The sequence below is a fragment of the Paenibacillus sp. J22FR83 genome (assembly GCF_059691955.1).
In genome coordinates, this window is sequence record NZ_JCAUAM010000001.1 from 750,066 (window position 1) to 765,069 (window position 15,004).

Annotated in this window: 11 protein-coding genes; 1 reads left to right on the forward strand and 10 read right to left on the reverse strand. The window is 43.7% G+C overall.

The features are described from left to right. Positions 1-3 precede the first annotated feature (3 nt). The 4 genes from AC58PV_RS02510 to AC58PV_RS02525 are packed head-to-tail and all read right to left on the reverse strand — an operon-like array spanning position 4 to position 4,247. The gene (locus tag AC58PV_RS02510; RefSeq protein WP_497430712.1) at positions 4-819 is read right to left on the reverse strand and encodes a carbohydrate ABC transporter permease; all 816 of its coding nucleotides are present in this window, start codon (positions 817-819) and stop codon (positions 4-6) included. Positions 820-841: 22 nt separating this feature from the next. After that, the gene (locus AC58PV_RS02515) at positions 842-1,717 is read right to left on the reverse strand and encodes a carbohydrate ABC transporter permease (protein ID WP_497430713.1); all 876 of its coding nucleotides are present in this window, start codon (positions 1,715-1,717) and stop codon (positions 842-844) included. A 1-nt stretch (position 1,718) separates the two neighbouring features. Further along, on the reverse strand, positions 1,719-3,023 hold the full coding sequence (locus AC58PV_RS02520; protein WP_497430714.1) for an ABC transporter substrate-binding protein: 1,305 nt from the start codon (positions 3,021-3,023) through the stop codon (positions 1,719-1,721). Between the two features lie 21 nt (positions 3,024-3,044). Then, positions 3,045-4,247, reverse strand: coding sequence for an LLM class flavin-dependent oxidoreductase (locus tag AC58PV_RS02525; RefSeq protein ID WP_497430715.1), 1,203 nt, complete (start codon positions 4,245-4,247; stop codon positions 3,045-3,047). Positions 4,248-4,555: 308 nt separating this feature from the next. Here AC58PV_RS02525 and AC58PV_RS02530 point away from each other — a divergent pair, with 308 nt between their 5' ends. Then, positions 4,556-5,428 carry an AraC family transcriptional regulator gene (locus AC58PV_RS02530; RefSeq protein ID WP_497430934.1) on the forward strand — a complete coding sequence of 291 codons (873 nt, stop codon included), beginning with the start codon at positions 4,556-4,558 and terminating at the stop codon, positions 5,426-5,428. Positions 5,429-5,534: 106 nt separating this feature from the next. On the opposite strand, the gene AC58PV_RS02535 is transcribed toward AC58PV_RS02530, so the two are convergent. The 6 genes from AC58PV_RS02535 to AC58PV_RS02560 form a co-directional block, all read right to left on the reverse strand. Then, positions 5,535-7,850, reverse strand: a complete 2,316-nt coding sequence (locus AC58PV_RS02535; RefSeq protein WP_497430716.1) for an FAD-dependent oxidoreductase — start codon at positions 7,848-7,850, stop codon at positions 5,535-5,537. Positions 7,851-7,935: 85 nt separating this feature from the next. Then, entirely contained in the window at positions 7,936-9,489 is a 1,554-nt protein-coding gene (locus AC58PV_RS02540) for a type 2 periplasmic-binding domain-containing protein (RefSeq protein WP_497430717.1), read from the reverse strand. Between the two features lie 81 nt (positions 9,490-9,570). Next, a complete protein-coding gene (locus tag AC58PV_RS02545) occupies positions 9,571-10,431 on the reverse strand; it encodes a carbohydrate ABC transporter permease (protein WP_497430718.1) in 861 nt (286 codons plus the stop codon). After that, positions 10,425-11,387 (reverse strand): ABC transporter permease, encoded by a 963-nt coding sequence (locus tag AC58PV_RS02550; RefSeq protein WP_497430719.1) that lies wholly within the window; start codon positions 11,385-11,387, stop codon positions 10,425-10,427. The genes AC58PV_RS02545 and AC58PV_RS02550 overlap by 7 nt, the downstream gene beginning before the upstream one ends. A 188-nt stretch (positions 11,388-11,575) precedes the next feature. Next, positions 11,576-13,384, reverse strand: a complete 1,809-nt coding sequence (locus AC58PV_RS02555) for a sensor histidine kinase (protein WP_497430720.1) — start codon at positions 13,382-13,384, stop codon at positions 11,576-11,578. Continuing rightward, entirely contained in the window at positions 13,381-14,919 is a 1,539-nt protein-coding gene (locus tag AC58PV_RS02560; RefSeq protein WP_497430721.1) for a response regulator transcription factor, read from the reverse strand. The genes AC58PV_RS02555 and AC58PV_RS02560 overlap by 4 nt, the downstream gene beginning before the upstream one ends. Between the last annotated feature and the right edge of the window lie 85 nt (positions 14,920-15,004).

Below are 15,004 nucleotides of genomic sequence, written 5' to 3' on the forward strand. Positions count from 1 at the left end.
CCGTTACCCCTTCAAAGACCCTGCCATAACACCAGCAACGAAATATCGCTGTAAGAAAAGGAACATCACCACCATCGGAATGGCTGTAATGACAACTCCTACAAGCAGCATAGGATAATCCGTCACATATTCACCCCGGAATTGCAGCATGGCCAGGGGAAGTGTTAATTTGGATTTACTATTGAGAAGCAACATTGGGATTAACAAATCATTCCACACCATGACGAACAGAAACGTAGCCGTAGCCGCTAAAGAAGGGGCAGACAACGGCAAAGCGATGCGTGAGTATAGTTGCCATTCACTTGCTCCATCTATGCTGCCTGCTTCCAAAATTTCTTTATTCAGTACCTGCATAAAGCCCTTAATCATGAATACGGTCAGAGGCATGAGCATCGCCACAGAGACGAGCACTAATCCATACAAATGATCGGACCATCCTAGCTTGTGTGTTAAAGAATAAATGGGCAGCATGTTCACTTGTGAAGGCACAATAAGTCCAGCAATAAACAAGCCGAAGATGATTGAGGCAGTGACCCCGCCAAAGCGTAATAACGCGTAAGAAATCAAGCTGCCTAACACAAGAACAAGGACCACAGTACCCAGGGTCACTTCCACGCTATTGAAGAAGTATTTCCACATCATTTGCCCTTTGAAAATTGCCCCATAGTTTCCGAATGTGAAGGGCTTCGGAAGGCCGAGCGGCGAGGCGAAGAAGCGCTGTGTCGTTTTGAAGGAAGAGACGACCACAAAATATATAGGTGCTGTGATCAACACTGCGTAAAGCAGTAAGATCAGTCGACCGAACCATTTCATTCCCATATTTCCATGTACCTCATTTGGCTTAGTAGGTAACGCGATCCGCTCGCAGCGCTTTAAACTGCAGAATCGTTAAGACAGATAACAAGATCAGAAATAAAACAGAGCCCGCAGAAGCCATACCGAATGAGTAGTTCGCAAAAGCGGTGTGATAAATATAAGTAGTCAATATTTCAGTAGCATAATTGGGGCCGCCGTCTGTCATCGTAAAGATGAGGTCAAACGCTTTGAACGATTGAATCGTGGTATAGGCCACTACAATTGTCGCTGAAGGTGCCAAAAGCGGCCAAGTTACCTTACGGAACACCTGAATTTTATTGCCTCCATCCATCCTAGCAGCTTCATACAGTTCTTCTGGAATGGCATGCAGCCCCGCTATAAACACGATCATCATTTGCCCTGCATGGGCCCAAACCTGCACGCCTGCAATAGAAAAGAGCGCAATTTTCACCCCGCCCGTCCAGTTCTGACTGAAAGCGCCAAGTCCTGCTTCCTTCAATAAGGTATTAATTAGTCCCAATGAAGGATCATACATAAACGACCAGATTAAACCTACGGCAACTGAGGATAGAATCGTTGGGAAAAAGTAAAGCGCTCGCAGGAATACGTGAATCTTCGTATTTCGGACTAATAACAGTGCTAACGCGAGGGATATTACCGTTTGAGCGATAACAACCGCAAGCATAAACTTCGTGTTATTCCATAACGCTTTTTGAAATACGATACTATGTAAGGTTTTGGCGTAATTGTTTAGACCAACAAGCTGATAGGACGGCGAGATGCCGTCCCAATCAGTGAAGGAATAAAACAATCCGTAAAGTGTTGGTACCACGAACAAAGCCAGATAAAGTAGTGTACCTGGTAGCAGGAATAACCATAAGACAGATCGATTATGGCTCATCTTACTTCACGAGATGCTGATCGATAATCGCTTGCGCTTCTTTCGCTGCATCCTGAGGTGATTTACCGCTTAGCACAGCTTGAATGGAGTTCGTAACAGCTTTTTGATTATCGGCATTGGTGATGCTAAAACGCGGTTGGAACACCGTTTTCTTCGTCGACCATTCTGTGGCCACTTGCAATTCAGGTGTCGTGTATTGGACATCTTTGACCGTTACGTTCTGACCAGTCTCATTGGCATAGGTCGCTGCGATCTCTTTTTTACTCAAAAATTCAATCAATTTCTTCGCTTCCGCAGGATGCTTCGACTTACTGTTCACGGCTAACATGAACGTACTTGTATGAACACCTTCGAATTTCGCTTGATCAGCTCCAACAGTAATAGGAGCCAGGAGCTTTTGCTCTAGATTTGGATTTTGCTTTTTATTTTGTGCCAGTTGATAGGAGCCGCTCGCTAGAATGGCTGCTTTTTCTTGAATAAATAAAGCGCCTGCAGCTGCATCCTTTGTGCCTAAGGCATCTGGCTGCAGATAACCTTTGTCATTTAATTCTTTAAACTGTGTCAATGTCTTCACCCAGAACTCATCTGTCAATTTCGCTTGACCCGCTTCAACTTTCGTGAAAATATCTGTACTCGGTTGATTGTTCATCACCATGGTGTTCATAAATTGACCTGGTCCAATATCTGCTCCAGCAAATGCGATCGGGATGATGCCGTTCTTTTTCAATGTTTCGCAAAGTGCTAGGAATCCAGCCCAGTCTTTGGGTGGGGTTAGATTATATTTTTGAAATAGTTTCACATTGTAAATGGGATCATTGTAAACGAGCTGATAAGGAACAGCTACTTGTTTGCCATCCTTTTTCCCTACCTGAATGAGCGTGTCATTAAAATTACCAAGAAATTTCTCGCTGGATAAATCAGAGAAAATGCCTGCTTTCGCCAAGGCTTCAAACTGTGCACCTGGGAACGATGTGAACACATCACCGACAGATCCGTCCGCTAGTTTCGCTTGAGCAGTAGATTGATATTGTTCTGAGGGCATCGTCTGCATTTCCACTTTGATATTCGGATTCTCAGCTTGAAATTTTGCAATAATGCCATTAAGAGAGTTCACATCTTCCCCGCGCCAGTGCAGGAAACTCAACGTTACTGGTTTTGCGGATGTTGTTGCCGCAGCCGTGCTTGCAGCAGCAGCTGATGGCGCCGGGCTAGATCCTGTAGTGGAAGATGTGCTGCACGCAGTCAAGAAAGAAACGATAGATAGTGAAGCGATGAGAAAACTATATTTTAATTTCGATTTATGCATGAATAAAGACCTCCTAAATAATTAAGATGATGTAGTGGATTGTTCGCTTTGAGATGCAAGCTTTTGCTCCCATTTACTTCTGAAAAGCGGAAGTGCCCCTTGACCGAAAGTTTCTGCCTCTTCTAAATGTGGATACCCTGACAGAATAAAGGAGGAAATGCCTAGGTCTGCATATTCAACCAGTCGATCCGCGACTTGATCAGCCGTTCCAACAATAAGAATCGCGCCGCCTGATCGAACTAGGGATAACCCTGTCCATAAATTCGGACCTACAATAAATTGCTGTTCCTTAGAGAGCTCTCGTAGTTCGTTCTGACGCTGCTGGTTGGTTGCATCTGTTTTGACAAATGCTCGCTGCGCTTGCTCAATCGCCTCTGGCGATACCTTAGAAATGCATTCCCATGCGGCAGCCCACGCTTCTTCTTCGGTATCCCGCACTAGAACTTGTGCACGCAGCCCATACCGAAGTGGTCTGTCTATCCCTGTTTCTTCGCGATAATCGGCACGTACGTTTTCGATTTCAACAATCTGCTCACGAATCCAATCGTGGGGTTCTCCCCACATCAGGTAGGTGTCCGCGCATTCCACTGCCAGCCTTTTGGCAACGGGTGAACTTCCTCCTAAATAAAAAGGCGGATGCGGTTTCTGCACGGGAAGCGGGGAGCTTACAGGTCGATTGAACTGATAATACTTCCCTTGGTAAAGCTTTTGCTCTTTGCCAGATACAGGACGAGTTGTGTCCGCAAACTCGGAGGCTGACAACACGTCCGTTTCCATCCATGCCTGCTGCATGACCTCCACATATTCTCTTGCTCGTTCGTATCGCTCATCATGAGCATGAGCTAGCGGATCGCCTAATTCTTCCAAGTCTTGAACAGAGCTGCCGGTCACCACGTTGATCATCGCACGGCCCCCAGACAGAACGTCTAATGCTGCTCCCATTCGTGCAGCCAAAACCGGAGCTACGAGTCCCGGTCGAACCGCAACTAGCGGTCGTAATGTCTTCGTGTGACTCATGATGGCGGATCCTACGACCCAAGCATCCAAGCAGGCTCCGCCAGTTGGAATGAGAACAAATTCAAATCCCGATTTCTCGGCTGATTGTGCAACCTGAATCAAATAGTCCAGCGTTGCTTCTCTTTCAGGCGCAACGCCTACATACTTGCCATCACCTGAGGTTGGCAGGAACCAACCAAATTCAACTTCATTATATTGTTTTGTCATCTCAGGCTCTCCTGTCGACTTAAATTGTTTGTGTATACTGCTGTGTGAGTAATGTCCACTTCGATTATGTACGTGCAATGAGCGCTCATTGCCTTCTCCAGTTATCCGGTAGATTGGCCTATATCCAACAAAAAAGGTAGGAATAGAATGTATTAGTATCATAACAGCGGTTGCTGACTAGGGTCAATGTCATTTCGTGTTGTTTTACATTTATCAATTTGTGGGTTATTAATTTAGTAATTGTCATTACTCGCATTCCCTATTACTATAAAAAGAAAAAAGGATGTGAAAATGAGTTGTTTCCTTTGATGAAAGATATGCGTGAAGACTATCATGAGTTCTTAGAAATCCACTTTTTCACTCCTTCTAATTTTGAAAAAACAGGCAACATCTGGCCGATTCGACTCGGATATAATATCGCCAAGCCCAATTACCATATCGGTCCACGTACATCTCCCTATTATTATTTGTTATTTGTGCTTGAGGGCACAGGGACTTTCACACAAAATAATGTCACTTATTCGCTCAGTAAAAATGATATATTTTGCCTTCTGCCAGGAGTAACGCACGATTACTTCACAGATGAAAATCATCTGCTTCAGAAATTGTTCGTTGCTTTTGACGGCAAGCAAGCCCTTCATCTTCTAGAGCGCATTGGGTTAAGTCCCCAAACTCCCTATCGAAATGGCGGACTTACTGAAGAAGTAAAAAAACTCATGTTAGAATTCCTGAATCTGGTTAGAGAAAGTGACCGACAAGCGAATGATTTGGCACGGTTAGCGCATTTTTATCAGATTTTCAATAAACTCTCTAATTCTTATAAATCCCCTACTAAGCAGGAAAACCGTTCACTTTCCTGGTTGCAGCAAGGTCTTGACTATATTCAAATTCACTATGCTGAAGGAATTACAGTCGAGCGAGTTTCGGCCTATGTCGGCGTGGAACGGACGCATTTCACGAAACAGTTCAGCAAGGTTTATGGGTTGTCACCTATACAATACATGCAAGATTTGAAAATGAATGAGGCTAAACATCTCTTAACCAACACAGACTTCTCGCTAACGGAAATAGCAAACTCTGTTGGTTATCCTGATATATTTAGTTTTTCTAAAGCATTTAAAAAGCACCTTGGTGTGCCTCCTACCCAATTCAGGCGTGACCAAGCTAAAGTAAAAAACTAAAAACAGGGAGCATATCACACGGCTGTGATCTGCTCCCTGTTTTATAGTAAACTGGACACATAATTCAAAATAATTAATACGACCAGTATCCGTTTTCAGGTCCTTATCAAACAAAAACCCTTTCATAACATCTAATCTCATAAATAGCGGCGCTAGGGTCGCCGTTCGTCGCGTGAATGACAATTCTTAACTGAGCGGTTCTTACCTGTGAATGCAACTGGTGTTTGCGATGCCTTTGATAATTGTCCTGAATCCGTTCCAGTTCGACCCATTCCCCGTCTACCCAGGCATTGATGCTATAGTCTCTCGGGCATTGGGGATCCCTGTAGAAAGGCTCATACACGTGATACTCGTGCAACAAATGACCGGGGAACGTCAATTCAACGCATCTAATCGTCTGCTCCTCCGGCCAACTTAACTGTATCCACTGCGCATTTGGCAATTGGGGATCGGATCTCCATAGGTTCGTGTATTTGCTCGGTCGAGTAACCCCATTAATTACATTCATCGGGCCATAGCAAGATTGGGCAGGTTCGACACGAAAACTGAGCGTGCCGCCGTATCTGCGCATCTTACCTTTGCCCATCTCAAAAGAAGAGACATGTCCGGGTTCGAATGTACCAGCTGTATACCAATGCACATTCGGATTCGCCATCAAATCCAGACGGACATACTTTCCTGTAATCCAACCTGCGTCATGATCGAGCTGAACTGGCCATTCGATCCATTGGTCTACGCCTGGAGGTACTTGCAAGACGGTTTTCGCTAGCGGTGTTCCCGTCTCAACCCGGTAGTCCCATATATGATCTACTGGATGAATGGCTGCTTCCACCAACTGTATCTGGTCAGTCGAATTACTAAGGCAAATGAAGACAGTATCCACTCCCTCCTCACCAATCGCAATAAGCTGTCCTCTGCGGTGATTTAACGGTTCTGCCCTTCTAGCATTTGGTAGTTTACTCCGCTCTTTCAGACCGGACACTCCAAGGCTTTCCGGCCCGACGCCAACTAATTTGGCCTCGCTGCTTGACGTAACTGCAGCCAGGCGCGCCAAGTCCTGTGGATCCTCATTACAGACGTTCGGCAAGAAACACCCGTCTCGAAGCAGTATTTGTTGTACCTCCTTGATGCCGCGTGTCGGAATCTCCGATAACGGAATCCCCTCTCTCAACGAAGTCACAGCGGCTATACCAACAGCCTGACCCATCAGTGCCGTCGTCGACATGACACGGACAGTCCCCAACGCGGCATGCGTCACACTTACGTTGCGCCCAGCCATCATCAGGTTATCGATATCCTTCGCAATCATGATCCGAAGTGGAATACCATACGGCCCGCAATAGCTTTTAATCGCATATTCACTCGTTTCCGAGTATCCCTCTGCACTCGCGGGTTCTGCTGTCGGAGCAAGTAACCCTCCTGGTGTATGCAAGTCAATGAACCAACCACCGAAGGCGATCTCATCTGGAAATACTGTTTTGTTGGCCGGATCGTGCTCCGTCATGAAATATTGCCCCATTATACGGCGGCTCTCCCTCTTACCTGGCACCTGTCCGATCCAGTCCAGTGCAAAATTGGCTGCTTTATCTTTCATTTCTGGATCCTTATTTTTAATCCAGTCCCAAATGCCAAGGACATGGCGTGTCAATTCGTGTCGAATATCCTCAGAATCGTAGATGGTATTCCACGGAACACCGATCTCGATCCACCAGTATCCACCATGCAAACTTTGAAAAGGCCTTCCCTGCTTGTAAAAGTAATCTGGATCTTCATGCTTAACCGCCCATTCAGGCGCTTGAAACGGAACTGGACGTCCCATATCCTTGGCCCTGAAATGAATGGAATTACCCATTGTATCCTTGCTTGCCTTGAGCGGAGCATGTGGTTCGTTAAATTCTTCAAAGCCCTCAGAACCCCACCGCCATTCGCAGCCAGCCTGATCGGCAACAATGCCGTCGCCCGTACAATCAACGAAAATTTTGCCTTCAATCGTAATTTCCGTTTCTGCATTCGCAACTCGTGCCACAATTGCGCTGATGGTACGGTCACTACTTTTCTCTACGGAGACGATAGACGTATTTAAGTGAAACGACAAATTCGGCGTACTCATCGCCATATCATACATCGTCATATCCCACACGCTATTCGTCCAGCCGTTCTCGAGAATAGGTGCGTGGTTGCGCGCACGCTCTTCAATGAGCAGTTCCGAAATGATGCCGGTTTCTCGCGCATAAGCATGAAAAGCAGCCGCTCCATGCGGTGTCACGCACACCTCCGAGGAACTGTTGCCACCAAATACAGGACGGTCCTGAATAATGCAAGTTTGAGCTCCGTGCCTAGCTGCCGATACAGCTGCACAAAAACCAGCCAAACCACCGCCGCAGACAACTACATCATATTGCTCCTGTTTTTTAACTGTCACTCTCTCCACTCTCCAATTTCTGTATACAATGAACGAGTACGGAGAGAAGAAACAAGGTTCTTCCCTCCGTTTGGCAATCGTTGGATTAGTTTATATAACCAAGTTCTTTTAAGCGTTTTTGTGCCCCATCCAAATACAGATTATATTTGAATTTCGTTTCCAAATTCTTCAAGAATTCATCATATTTGTCCAACGAAGTTTTACCGTAAATAAACTTGGACAATTCTTCTTTAATAAATCGCGTGGCATCCGCAGTCATAAAGTCCGCTGGCGGGTTTAGTAGACCATTGTACGCTGTCATTCTCGGCTGCTTTTGCACAAAGTCAATTAATGGGGCTTGCGTTGGAAATTTCGTTTGCAAGTATTCCGCTTCAGGACGACCAGTCACTTGGTAGAGCCACGTATAAGCTCCTTCTTTAGCTAATAGATCTGTAGGAACTACTTTCTCGCCATTTAACGTATAATGCCGGCCTTCCACACCATAACTAACCAGACGATTGCCCTCTTTGGTGGATATATAATTCACATATTCAAAAATTTTATCTAATTTAGCCGTATCCTTCTCTAAGGCTTTCGGAATTCCAAACAATGTAAAAGACGTTCCTTTTCCTGTTGAAACATCATACTGGCCACCTGGCCCTTTGGGAGGTGCAATCTGCATCCACTCTGCCTTAGGATTGACCTCTTTAATTTGTTTCGCAGGTGCATCCTTCGCTAGGTCTGTCCATGAGAAGTTACCCATTCCAGCCTTACCTTGAATGGCCTTCTGAACATGTTGCTGCCCCGTGGACGCAAGCAATTCAGGGTCTACAAGTCCTTCATCAATCATTTTCTTAATGAAAGCTAGCGCGTTTTTCATATTAGGATCATAAAGGGAACTTACCATTTTATTATCTTTAATATAAATTTCCGGCAAACTGTTGTTCGCAGTTGGAGCGCCAACACCAAATGCGCCATAAATAACAGAGAAAGCATCAAATCCTGCTCCTGTAATCGCATAGGTATCCTTCTTACCATTTTTATCCGGGTCATCATTTGTAAAGGCTTTCGCAACCGCATACAAATCATCCAACGTAACAGGTGCTTTCAAGTTTAAATTATCCAGCCAATCTTTGCGGAGCCAATAACTGTTGGAACCAACACCAGGTTTCTTCGTAATGGTGTATAACTTTCCGTCTACCTTATCGTTATTCAGTGTCTCTTCGCCAACAAAGTCAGCAAATGGTTTCAACTTGGTTTTCAAGTAGGGGGTTAGATCTATCAAACTATCCGTAGCAATGCTTTTCAGCAAGCTGTCTCTGTTCAAAATTTGATACACATCTGGTGCCGTCCCGCCAGCCAAACGCACATTCAATTGATTCTGATAATCTTCATTTGTAGCTGGAGAGGTTAAAATAAGGTTTGTTCCTAATTTTTTATCCAATTCCGTCTTAACAAAGTCATCACTAGAAGGCACATTCGTGCCCCATCCTACTTGCATCCATTCAATTTTGACTGGCGCTGCTGGCGCTTTGCTTGCTGCTGGTGCATTGGTTGCAGCTGTTTGGTTGGTTTCTGCGCCATTAGAGCAGCCGGCCATGATGACAGCAACTGGAATCGACATAGCTAGAAACGTTGTTAAGCTCCTTAATTTCTTCATAGTAATCAACCCTTCTATTTTTTCTTATTTATTGAATTTGACAAGTATCGGTAACGAACAACCCAATACCTTGTCAAAATATCAACCCTTAATCGCTCCAAGCATCATGCCTTTTGTAAAATATTTCTGAATAAATGGGTACACGATAATCATCGGTGCACTTGCAAATATGACCACCGCCATCTGAAGCGTAGCGGAAGGCAATGTAGCCTCCGGATTCTCAAAAGCCTGATTGGACTGCAAAAGGATGGATCTGACAACGATCTGTAGCGGTTGAAGCTTAATCGATGTCACATACAATATCGCCTGGAAAAATTCATTCCAATGTCCGACCATATAAAAGAGGCTCACGGTCATGATGACAGGCATGGACAATGGGACGATAATTTGCATTAGAATCCGTAACTCTTTAGCTCCATCTATATTAGCGGACTCAATAAGCTCCTCTGGCAAGCTTTCGATAAAGCTTTTTACGATCAATACATTAAAACTCCAGATCGCTCCTGGGATGATCATAGCCCATACGCTATTCAGCAGCCCCAAATATTTAACAGTCAAGTAGGACGGAATGATCCCTCCGCTAAACAGCATAGTGAACACAATCATTAACAAGAAGAAACTACGACCAGGAAGCTTTTTTCTACTTAATGGATAAGCCAGCAGTATCGTTAGTATCATATTAACAATCGTGCCTACGAAGGTAATAAAAAGTGTTACTTGAAACGCATCCGGTATACGTGGCATCGCGAATAGTTCTTTATAAGCTCCGAAAGTAATTGATTTCGGTATAATGACAAACCCGCCATTTTTCAATAACTCAGAGAAAGGGGTGAGTGAAACCGAAAACACATACAATAACGGGAATAAAGCAGCAATGCCGACCGCTATCAGAAAAGTAAAAATAAACCCGTCAAAAATCCGATCCCCTTTCCCCCTTACCATATACCTTCACCCCATCTTTTAGCGATTCGATTAGAAAGCAAGACCAACATACAGCCAATAATAGATTTAAATAAACCAACAGCTGCGGCCAAACTAAAATTCAACTGTTCAAGACCAGTACGGAACACCCATGTATCAATAATATCTCCTACGGAATACACATAACTGTTGTACAGGACATAGATTTGTTCAAATCCTGCATCCATAATACTCCCGAGTCTTAAGATTAAAAGGATCGTGATGATCGAGCGTAAATTAGGAAGCGTCACATGCCAAATGAGGCGAATCCGTTTGCACCCGTCCATCGTTGCTGCTTCATATAGGGAGGGATCGATCCCTGCGATTGCGGCCAAATAAATGATCGCCCCCCACCCCATGTTTTGCCATATGTCCGAGCTAACCAGAATGCTTCTAAACCAACTTTCCGATGTCAGAAATGGAATGGCTTTGCCGCCGGCTTCAACAATCCACCGATTGAAAAGTCCGCTATCCTGCGATAACAATGCGATTAGAATCCCATAAATAATGACCCACGATAGAAAGTGCGGCATATAACTCAAAGTTTGTATGATTCTTTTAAACCACGAGACCCTACATTCGTTCAGAACTATGGCCAAAATAATCGGTGGAATCATGCCAAATATGAGTTTATAAAAACTAATTACAATCGTATTCGTCAATAGTTGTGAAAAATAGGGTGAACTTACAAAAACCTCAAAATACTTATACCAGGGATCTGCCCAAGGACTACTCAGAATACCTTTCGTAATGTTGTAATCTTTGAATGCCACGATAATCCCAAACATGGGCAAATACTTAAATATCAAGTAATAAAGAATACCAGGGAAAAGCATGGCATATAAAGCTCTATACTTCCATATTTTGACCAAGAATTGTTTGCCTACAAGTTTCCGTTCCACCTCATTAGATCGTTTTATCGCTAAGTCTTTCTGCATCTCCCGTTCCCTCCATATAACTACTTTCGAGCCTCTGACCTTCTAATAAACCGCTTTCATTCAATTTCTATACCTATTATATCGCCCCTGCCATACACACAGATATACACAAAACCTTCAATTATGTTCTAGATTTTGTCTTGATCAAACGGAAAGACCGCCAGGCATAAAATGCGCTGACGTTCCCTTTATATCCTGCGTATTGCAGACTTTTCTTCCTCATGATCATCTTCCATAATAGGCACATCGATTCGAATGATCGTCCCCCTATTCGGGCGGCTTACAATATGCAGGCCATATGGTTTGCCAAAGTAGATTTGAATCCGTTCATGCACATTGATGATGCCAATACTGTTAAACCTGTCCTGCAGCTTCCTGTCTCTGCTAGAGATCAACAGCTTACTGTACTGCTCTTTCTCCATACCGATACCGTTATCACACACATACAATCGCACTGTATTATTGACCCTTCGCCCTCGTATCTCAATTCTGCCGGTGCCTTTCTTCGAGAGCAGACCATGAAATATCGCATTTTCCACGATAGGCTGCAGGGTCAGCTTGAGAACTTTGCATGTCATGATATCCGGGCTGATCTCAAAATGACAAGTAAAGGTATCGCCATAGCGGATTTTTTGAATATTCATATAGCTGTTCAAAGCAGCGATTTCTTCCTCAAGCGCAATATACTCATACTTTTTGTCAAAGCTGTACGACAACAGATTAACAAGTGAGCGAATCGTATCCCGGACTTCCGTATTCCGCCCCTGTTTAGCCAAACTTCCGATCCCAGCTAATGTATTATACAAAAAGTGTGGGCCAATCTGGCTTTGCAGCATCTTTAGCTCATATTCTTTTTTCTGCACTTCAACTTCTTTCATCTCATAAATTAGAATATGAATCCGATCCATCATGGAGTTATAGCTCCTGGCAAGCTGCCCGATTTCATCTTCACGATTCATTTCAATATGGGATAATCTCCCGTATTTCGTAACCGCATTCATTTTAAGAACAAGCTTGCGAATTGGATTTGTAAAATAATAGGAGATCAGAAAAGATCCAAACAAGAACACGATAACCCAGAGCATAGCCGTCACTTCAAAATTGTGATACAGCTTAGAAACGTTTATGTTCAAAATGTTTTCATTCATAATAAAAGATGCTCGCCAGCCTAAATTATTTCCTTTCGAATTCGCAACGATAAAGCTCTGTGCGCCAAATTCCATTCTGTTGATACCATCGCTCATCTGTTCGAGAGTCGTAATAAAATCACCTTGAATCTTGGGTGGAAAAATCCCCTTTTCATACGGCAGCAGATCGCTCTGAGGATCATAAACGATAGGCTCGTTCGCTAAAGAGCCCAATGTAATCGTCTGACCACGGCTTGAAACCATGGGAATGATTTTCTGATTCAAATACTCTAGGCTAATCTCAGCTATCGCCGCCCCTAAATACTTGTTAGCCTTACTCCTGACGGGAAAAACGAAGGCCACTGTTCGATCCGATAATGCTGTTTCGTACGGTTCACTCCACTTCAATCCGTTAACGCCCTGACTTCCCATCTCATTTAATTTGGGCAGCATTCGATTTCCGTAGATATCATACAGGACTTGCTTGCTGCTAAAAACCTGTCCGTCTGCTCGCACAACATACAGCGTCTTAATAAGTTGACTATTTGTTTCTCCGTAATGCAGTAGCACATTTTGTCCCTCTGTGCTGATACCATTTTCAAACAATTCTTTCTGTGCCGAAATAAGCAGTAAGATATTCGTAATGTTTTCTAAATACATATCCAAAAAGGTATTTGTCCGCATAATCATTAACTTCGAATCTTCCATCATCTTGGTTTCAAAGCTTTTCTTCGATATCCCAATGTTGTTCCAAGAAATCATCATAAATATCGTGACCGTCAGCACAAAAAGCAATAAAAACTGTTTGGTTGCTATGCCATAGTTTCTGTAACTTTTCACAAAATACTTCTTGTTCAGCATTTGTCTCATCCCTTTTTAAACTCCAATGGCGTAACCCCCATCCAGTTGCGGAAGACGATAGAGAAATATCTATAGCTTGGAATCCCAACCTGTTCAGCTACTTCATATACTTTTAGATTCATATTTTTCAGGAGAAATGCTGCTTTTTCCATGCGAAGCCGAGTCACATAATCATTAAATGTTTCACCGACCTCTTCGCTAAATAAACGACTTAGATAAGGGGAACTGAAGCCGACTTCTTCAGCTACAGAGGATAGACTGAGCGGCTGACTGATCTTCTCTCGTATGATCTTCATGACAAGGCGAATCTCCGGCCGATACCTATTTTCTTTACCAAAATTGATGTGGATATCATGAATTAACGCTGCAATCATTTCATGAAGGGTTACCGTCTGGTAGGTGTGCTGAGACAATATAACATCATCATTCGAATCACCAAGCTCTTCATTCCATATGACGTGCCATTTATGAACCAATTTTTTGAGCTCATTCGGTAAAATGCGATGTTCCCTCGCCCAATTGAGAAAATCTCCTTTTATAAAAGTCGATAATCCCGCCTGATTCCAGATCACCTTTTTCATCTTCTCCTCAATCACTGCAAGGGCCTTTGATTCAATGGCCTGTGTACCTTCTGGTTTCCCCAGGAACACACGGTTGCTGCTGTTGTAAAAATAATCATTCTTCCACAAGTTCATTTCTTGGAATGATTGATTAAATTGCTCAGGATTTTCCACATTATCACTAATGGATGCATAGATATGGATACATTCAGGCTTATGCAAGTGTATCGTTTTCAGTCTGTGATGCATATCAGAAATGACCGCTTCAATCGTTTTCATGATGGAAATGCTATCCTTACTTGGTAGACCAAAGTATGCAAAATGCTCTCCAATATCTACCGGCACCCAGGCAAAATCATGGTCATAGCTCCCCAATACGTGCCGAACCTCACGGTCAACAAATAGCCAATCACCATGATTAGCATTCACATAAAACCGTACGATTTGGAGAGGAAAAGCAAGCGGAAGCCCATTATCCGCTAAGCCTTTATATAGGAGCGTCGTGGAATCATGGGGATTGAGATTCAGCAGTTGTCCGAGCAGCTTGGATTGGTTCCACCTGTTTTCTTCTTTTTTCTTGGTACTGTACGATTTTTCTTTTTCAATCGACCTTCTTGCCTCGACAAGTGCTTGTTCTAATTCGCTGTCATCCATCATGACTTTGACAACATAACCAATAGCCCCTAACTTTAAAGCTTCTCTTGCGTACTCGAAGTCACTGTGGCAGCTAAGGATAACAACCTGAATCTGAGGGAATTCGTTCTTCAAGGTTCGAATTAAGGCCAGCCCATTCATAACTGGCATCGTAATGTCCGTTATGATCACATCGGGTACATACTTTCTGCAGAAGGCGAGCGCCTCTTCACCATTGCTAGCTTCGCCTACAAGTACGGATCCGCGAGATTCCCAGTCAAACATTTGTAGTTCTTGGCGAATGAGAATTTCATCATCCACAATAAGTACGCTTAAAACCTGATCGTCCATGTAAGGGTCTCCATTCAGCGTGTTAATTGGAGAAAGCCCCAAAAGATTTTGGGGCTTTCTCACTACAATGGTTATTCTTTAATTA

Excerpts from the sequence above, each read along its gene's own strand:
- AC58PV_RS02510 (WP_497430712.1), bottom strand. The coding sequence starts at position 819 with ATGGGAATGAAATGGTTCGGTCGACTGATCTTACTGCTTTACGCAGTG.
- AC58PV_RS02515 (WP_497430713.1), bottom strand. The coding sequence starts at position 1,717 with ATGAGCCATAATCGATCTGTCTTATGGTTATTCCTGCTACCAGGTACA.
- AC58PV_RS02520 (WP_497430714.1), bottom strand. The coding sequence starts at position 3,023 with ATGCATAAATCGAAATTAAAATATAGTTTTCTCATCGCTTCACTATCT.
- AC58PV_RS02525 (WP_497430715.1), bottom strand. The coding sequence starts at position 4,247 with ATGACAAAACAATATAATGAAGTTGAATTTGGTTGGTTCCTGCCAACC.
- AC58PV_RS02530 (WP_497430934.1), top strand. The coding sequence starts at position 4,556 with ATGAAAGATATGCGTGAAGACTATCATGAGTTCTTAGAAATCCACTTT.
- AC58PV_RS02540 (WP_497430717.1), bottom strand. The coding sequence starts at position 9,489 with ATGAAGAAATTAAGGAGCTTAACAACGTTTCTAGCTATGTCGATTCCA.
- AC58PV_RS02545 (WP_497430718.1), bottom strand. The coding sequence starts at position 10,431 with ATGGTAAGGGGGAAAGGGGATCGGATTTTTGACGGGTTTATTTTTACT.
- AC58PV_RS02550 (WP_497430719.1), bottom strand. The coding sequence starts at position 11,387 with ATGCAGAAAGACTTAGCGATAAAACGATCTAATGAGGTGGAACGGAAA.
- AC58PV_RS02555 (WP_497430720.1), bottom strand. The coding sequence starts at position 13,384 with ATGAGACAAATGCTGAACAAGAAGTATTTTGTGAAAAGTTACAGAAAC.
- AC58PV_RS02560 (WP_497430721.1), bottom strand. The coding sequence starts at position 14,919 with ATGGACGATCAGGTTTTAAGCGTACTTATTGTGGATGATGAAATTCTC.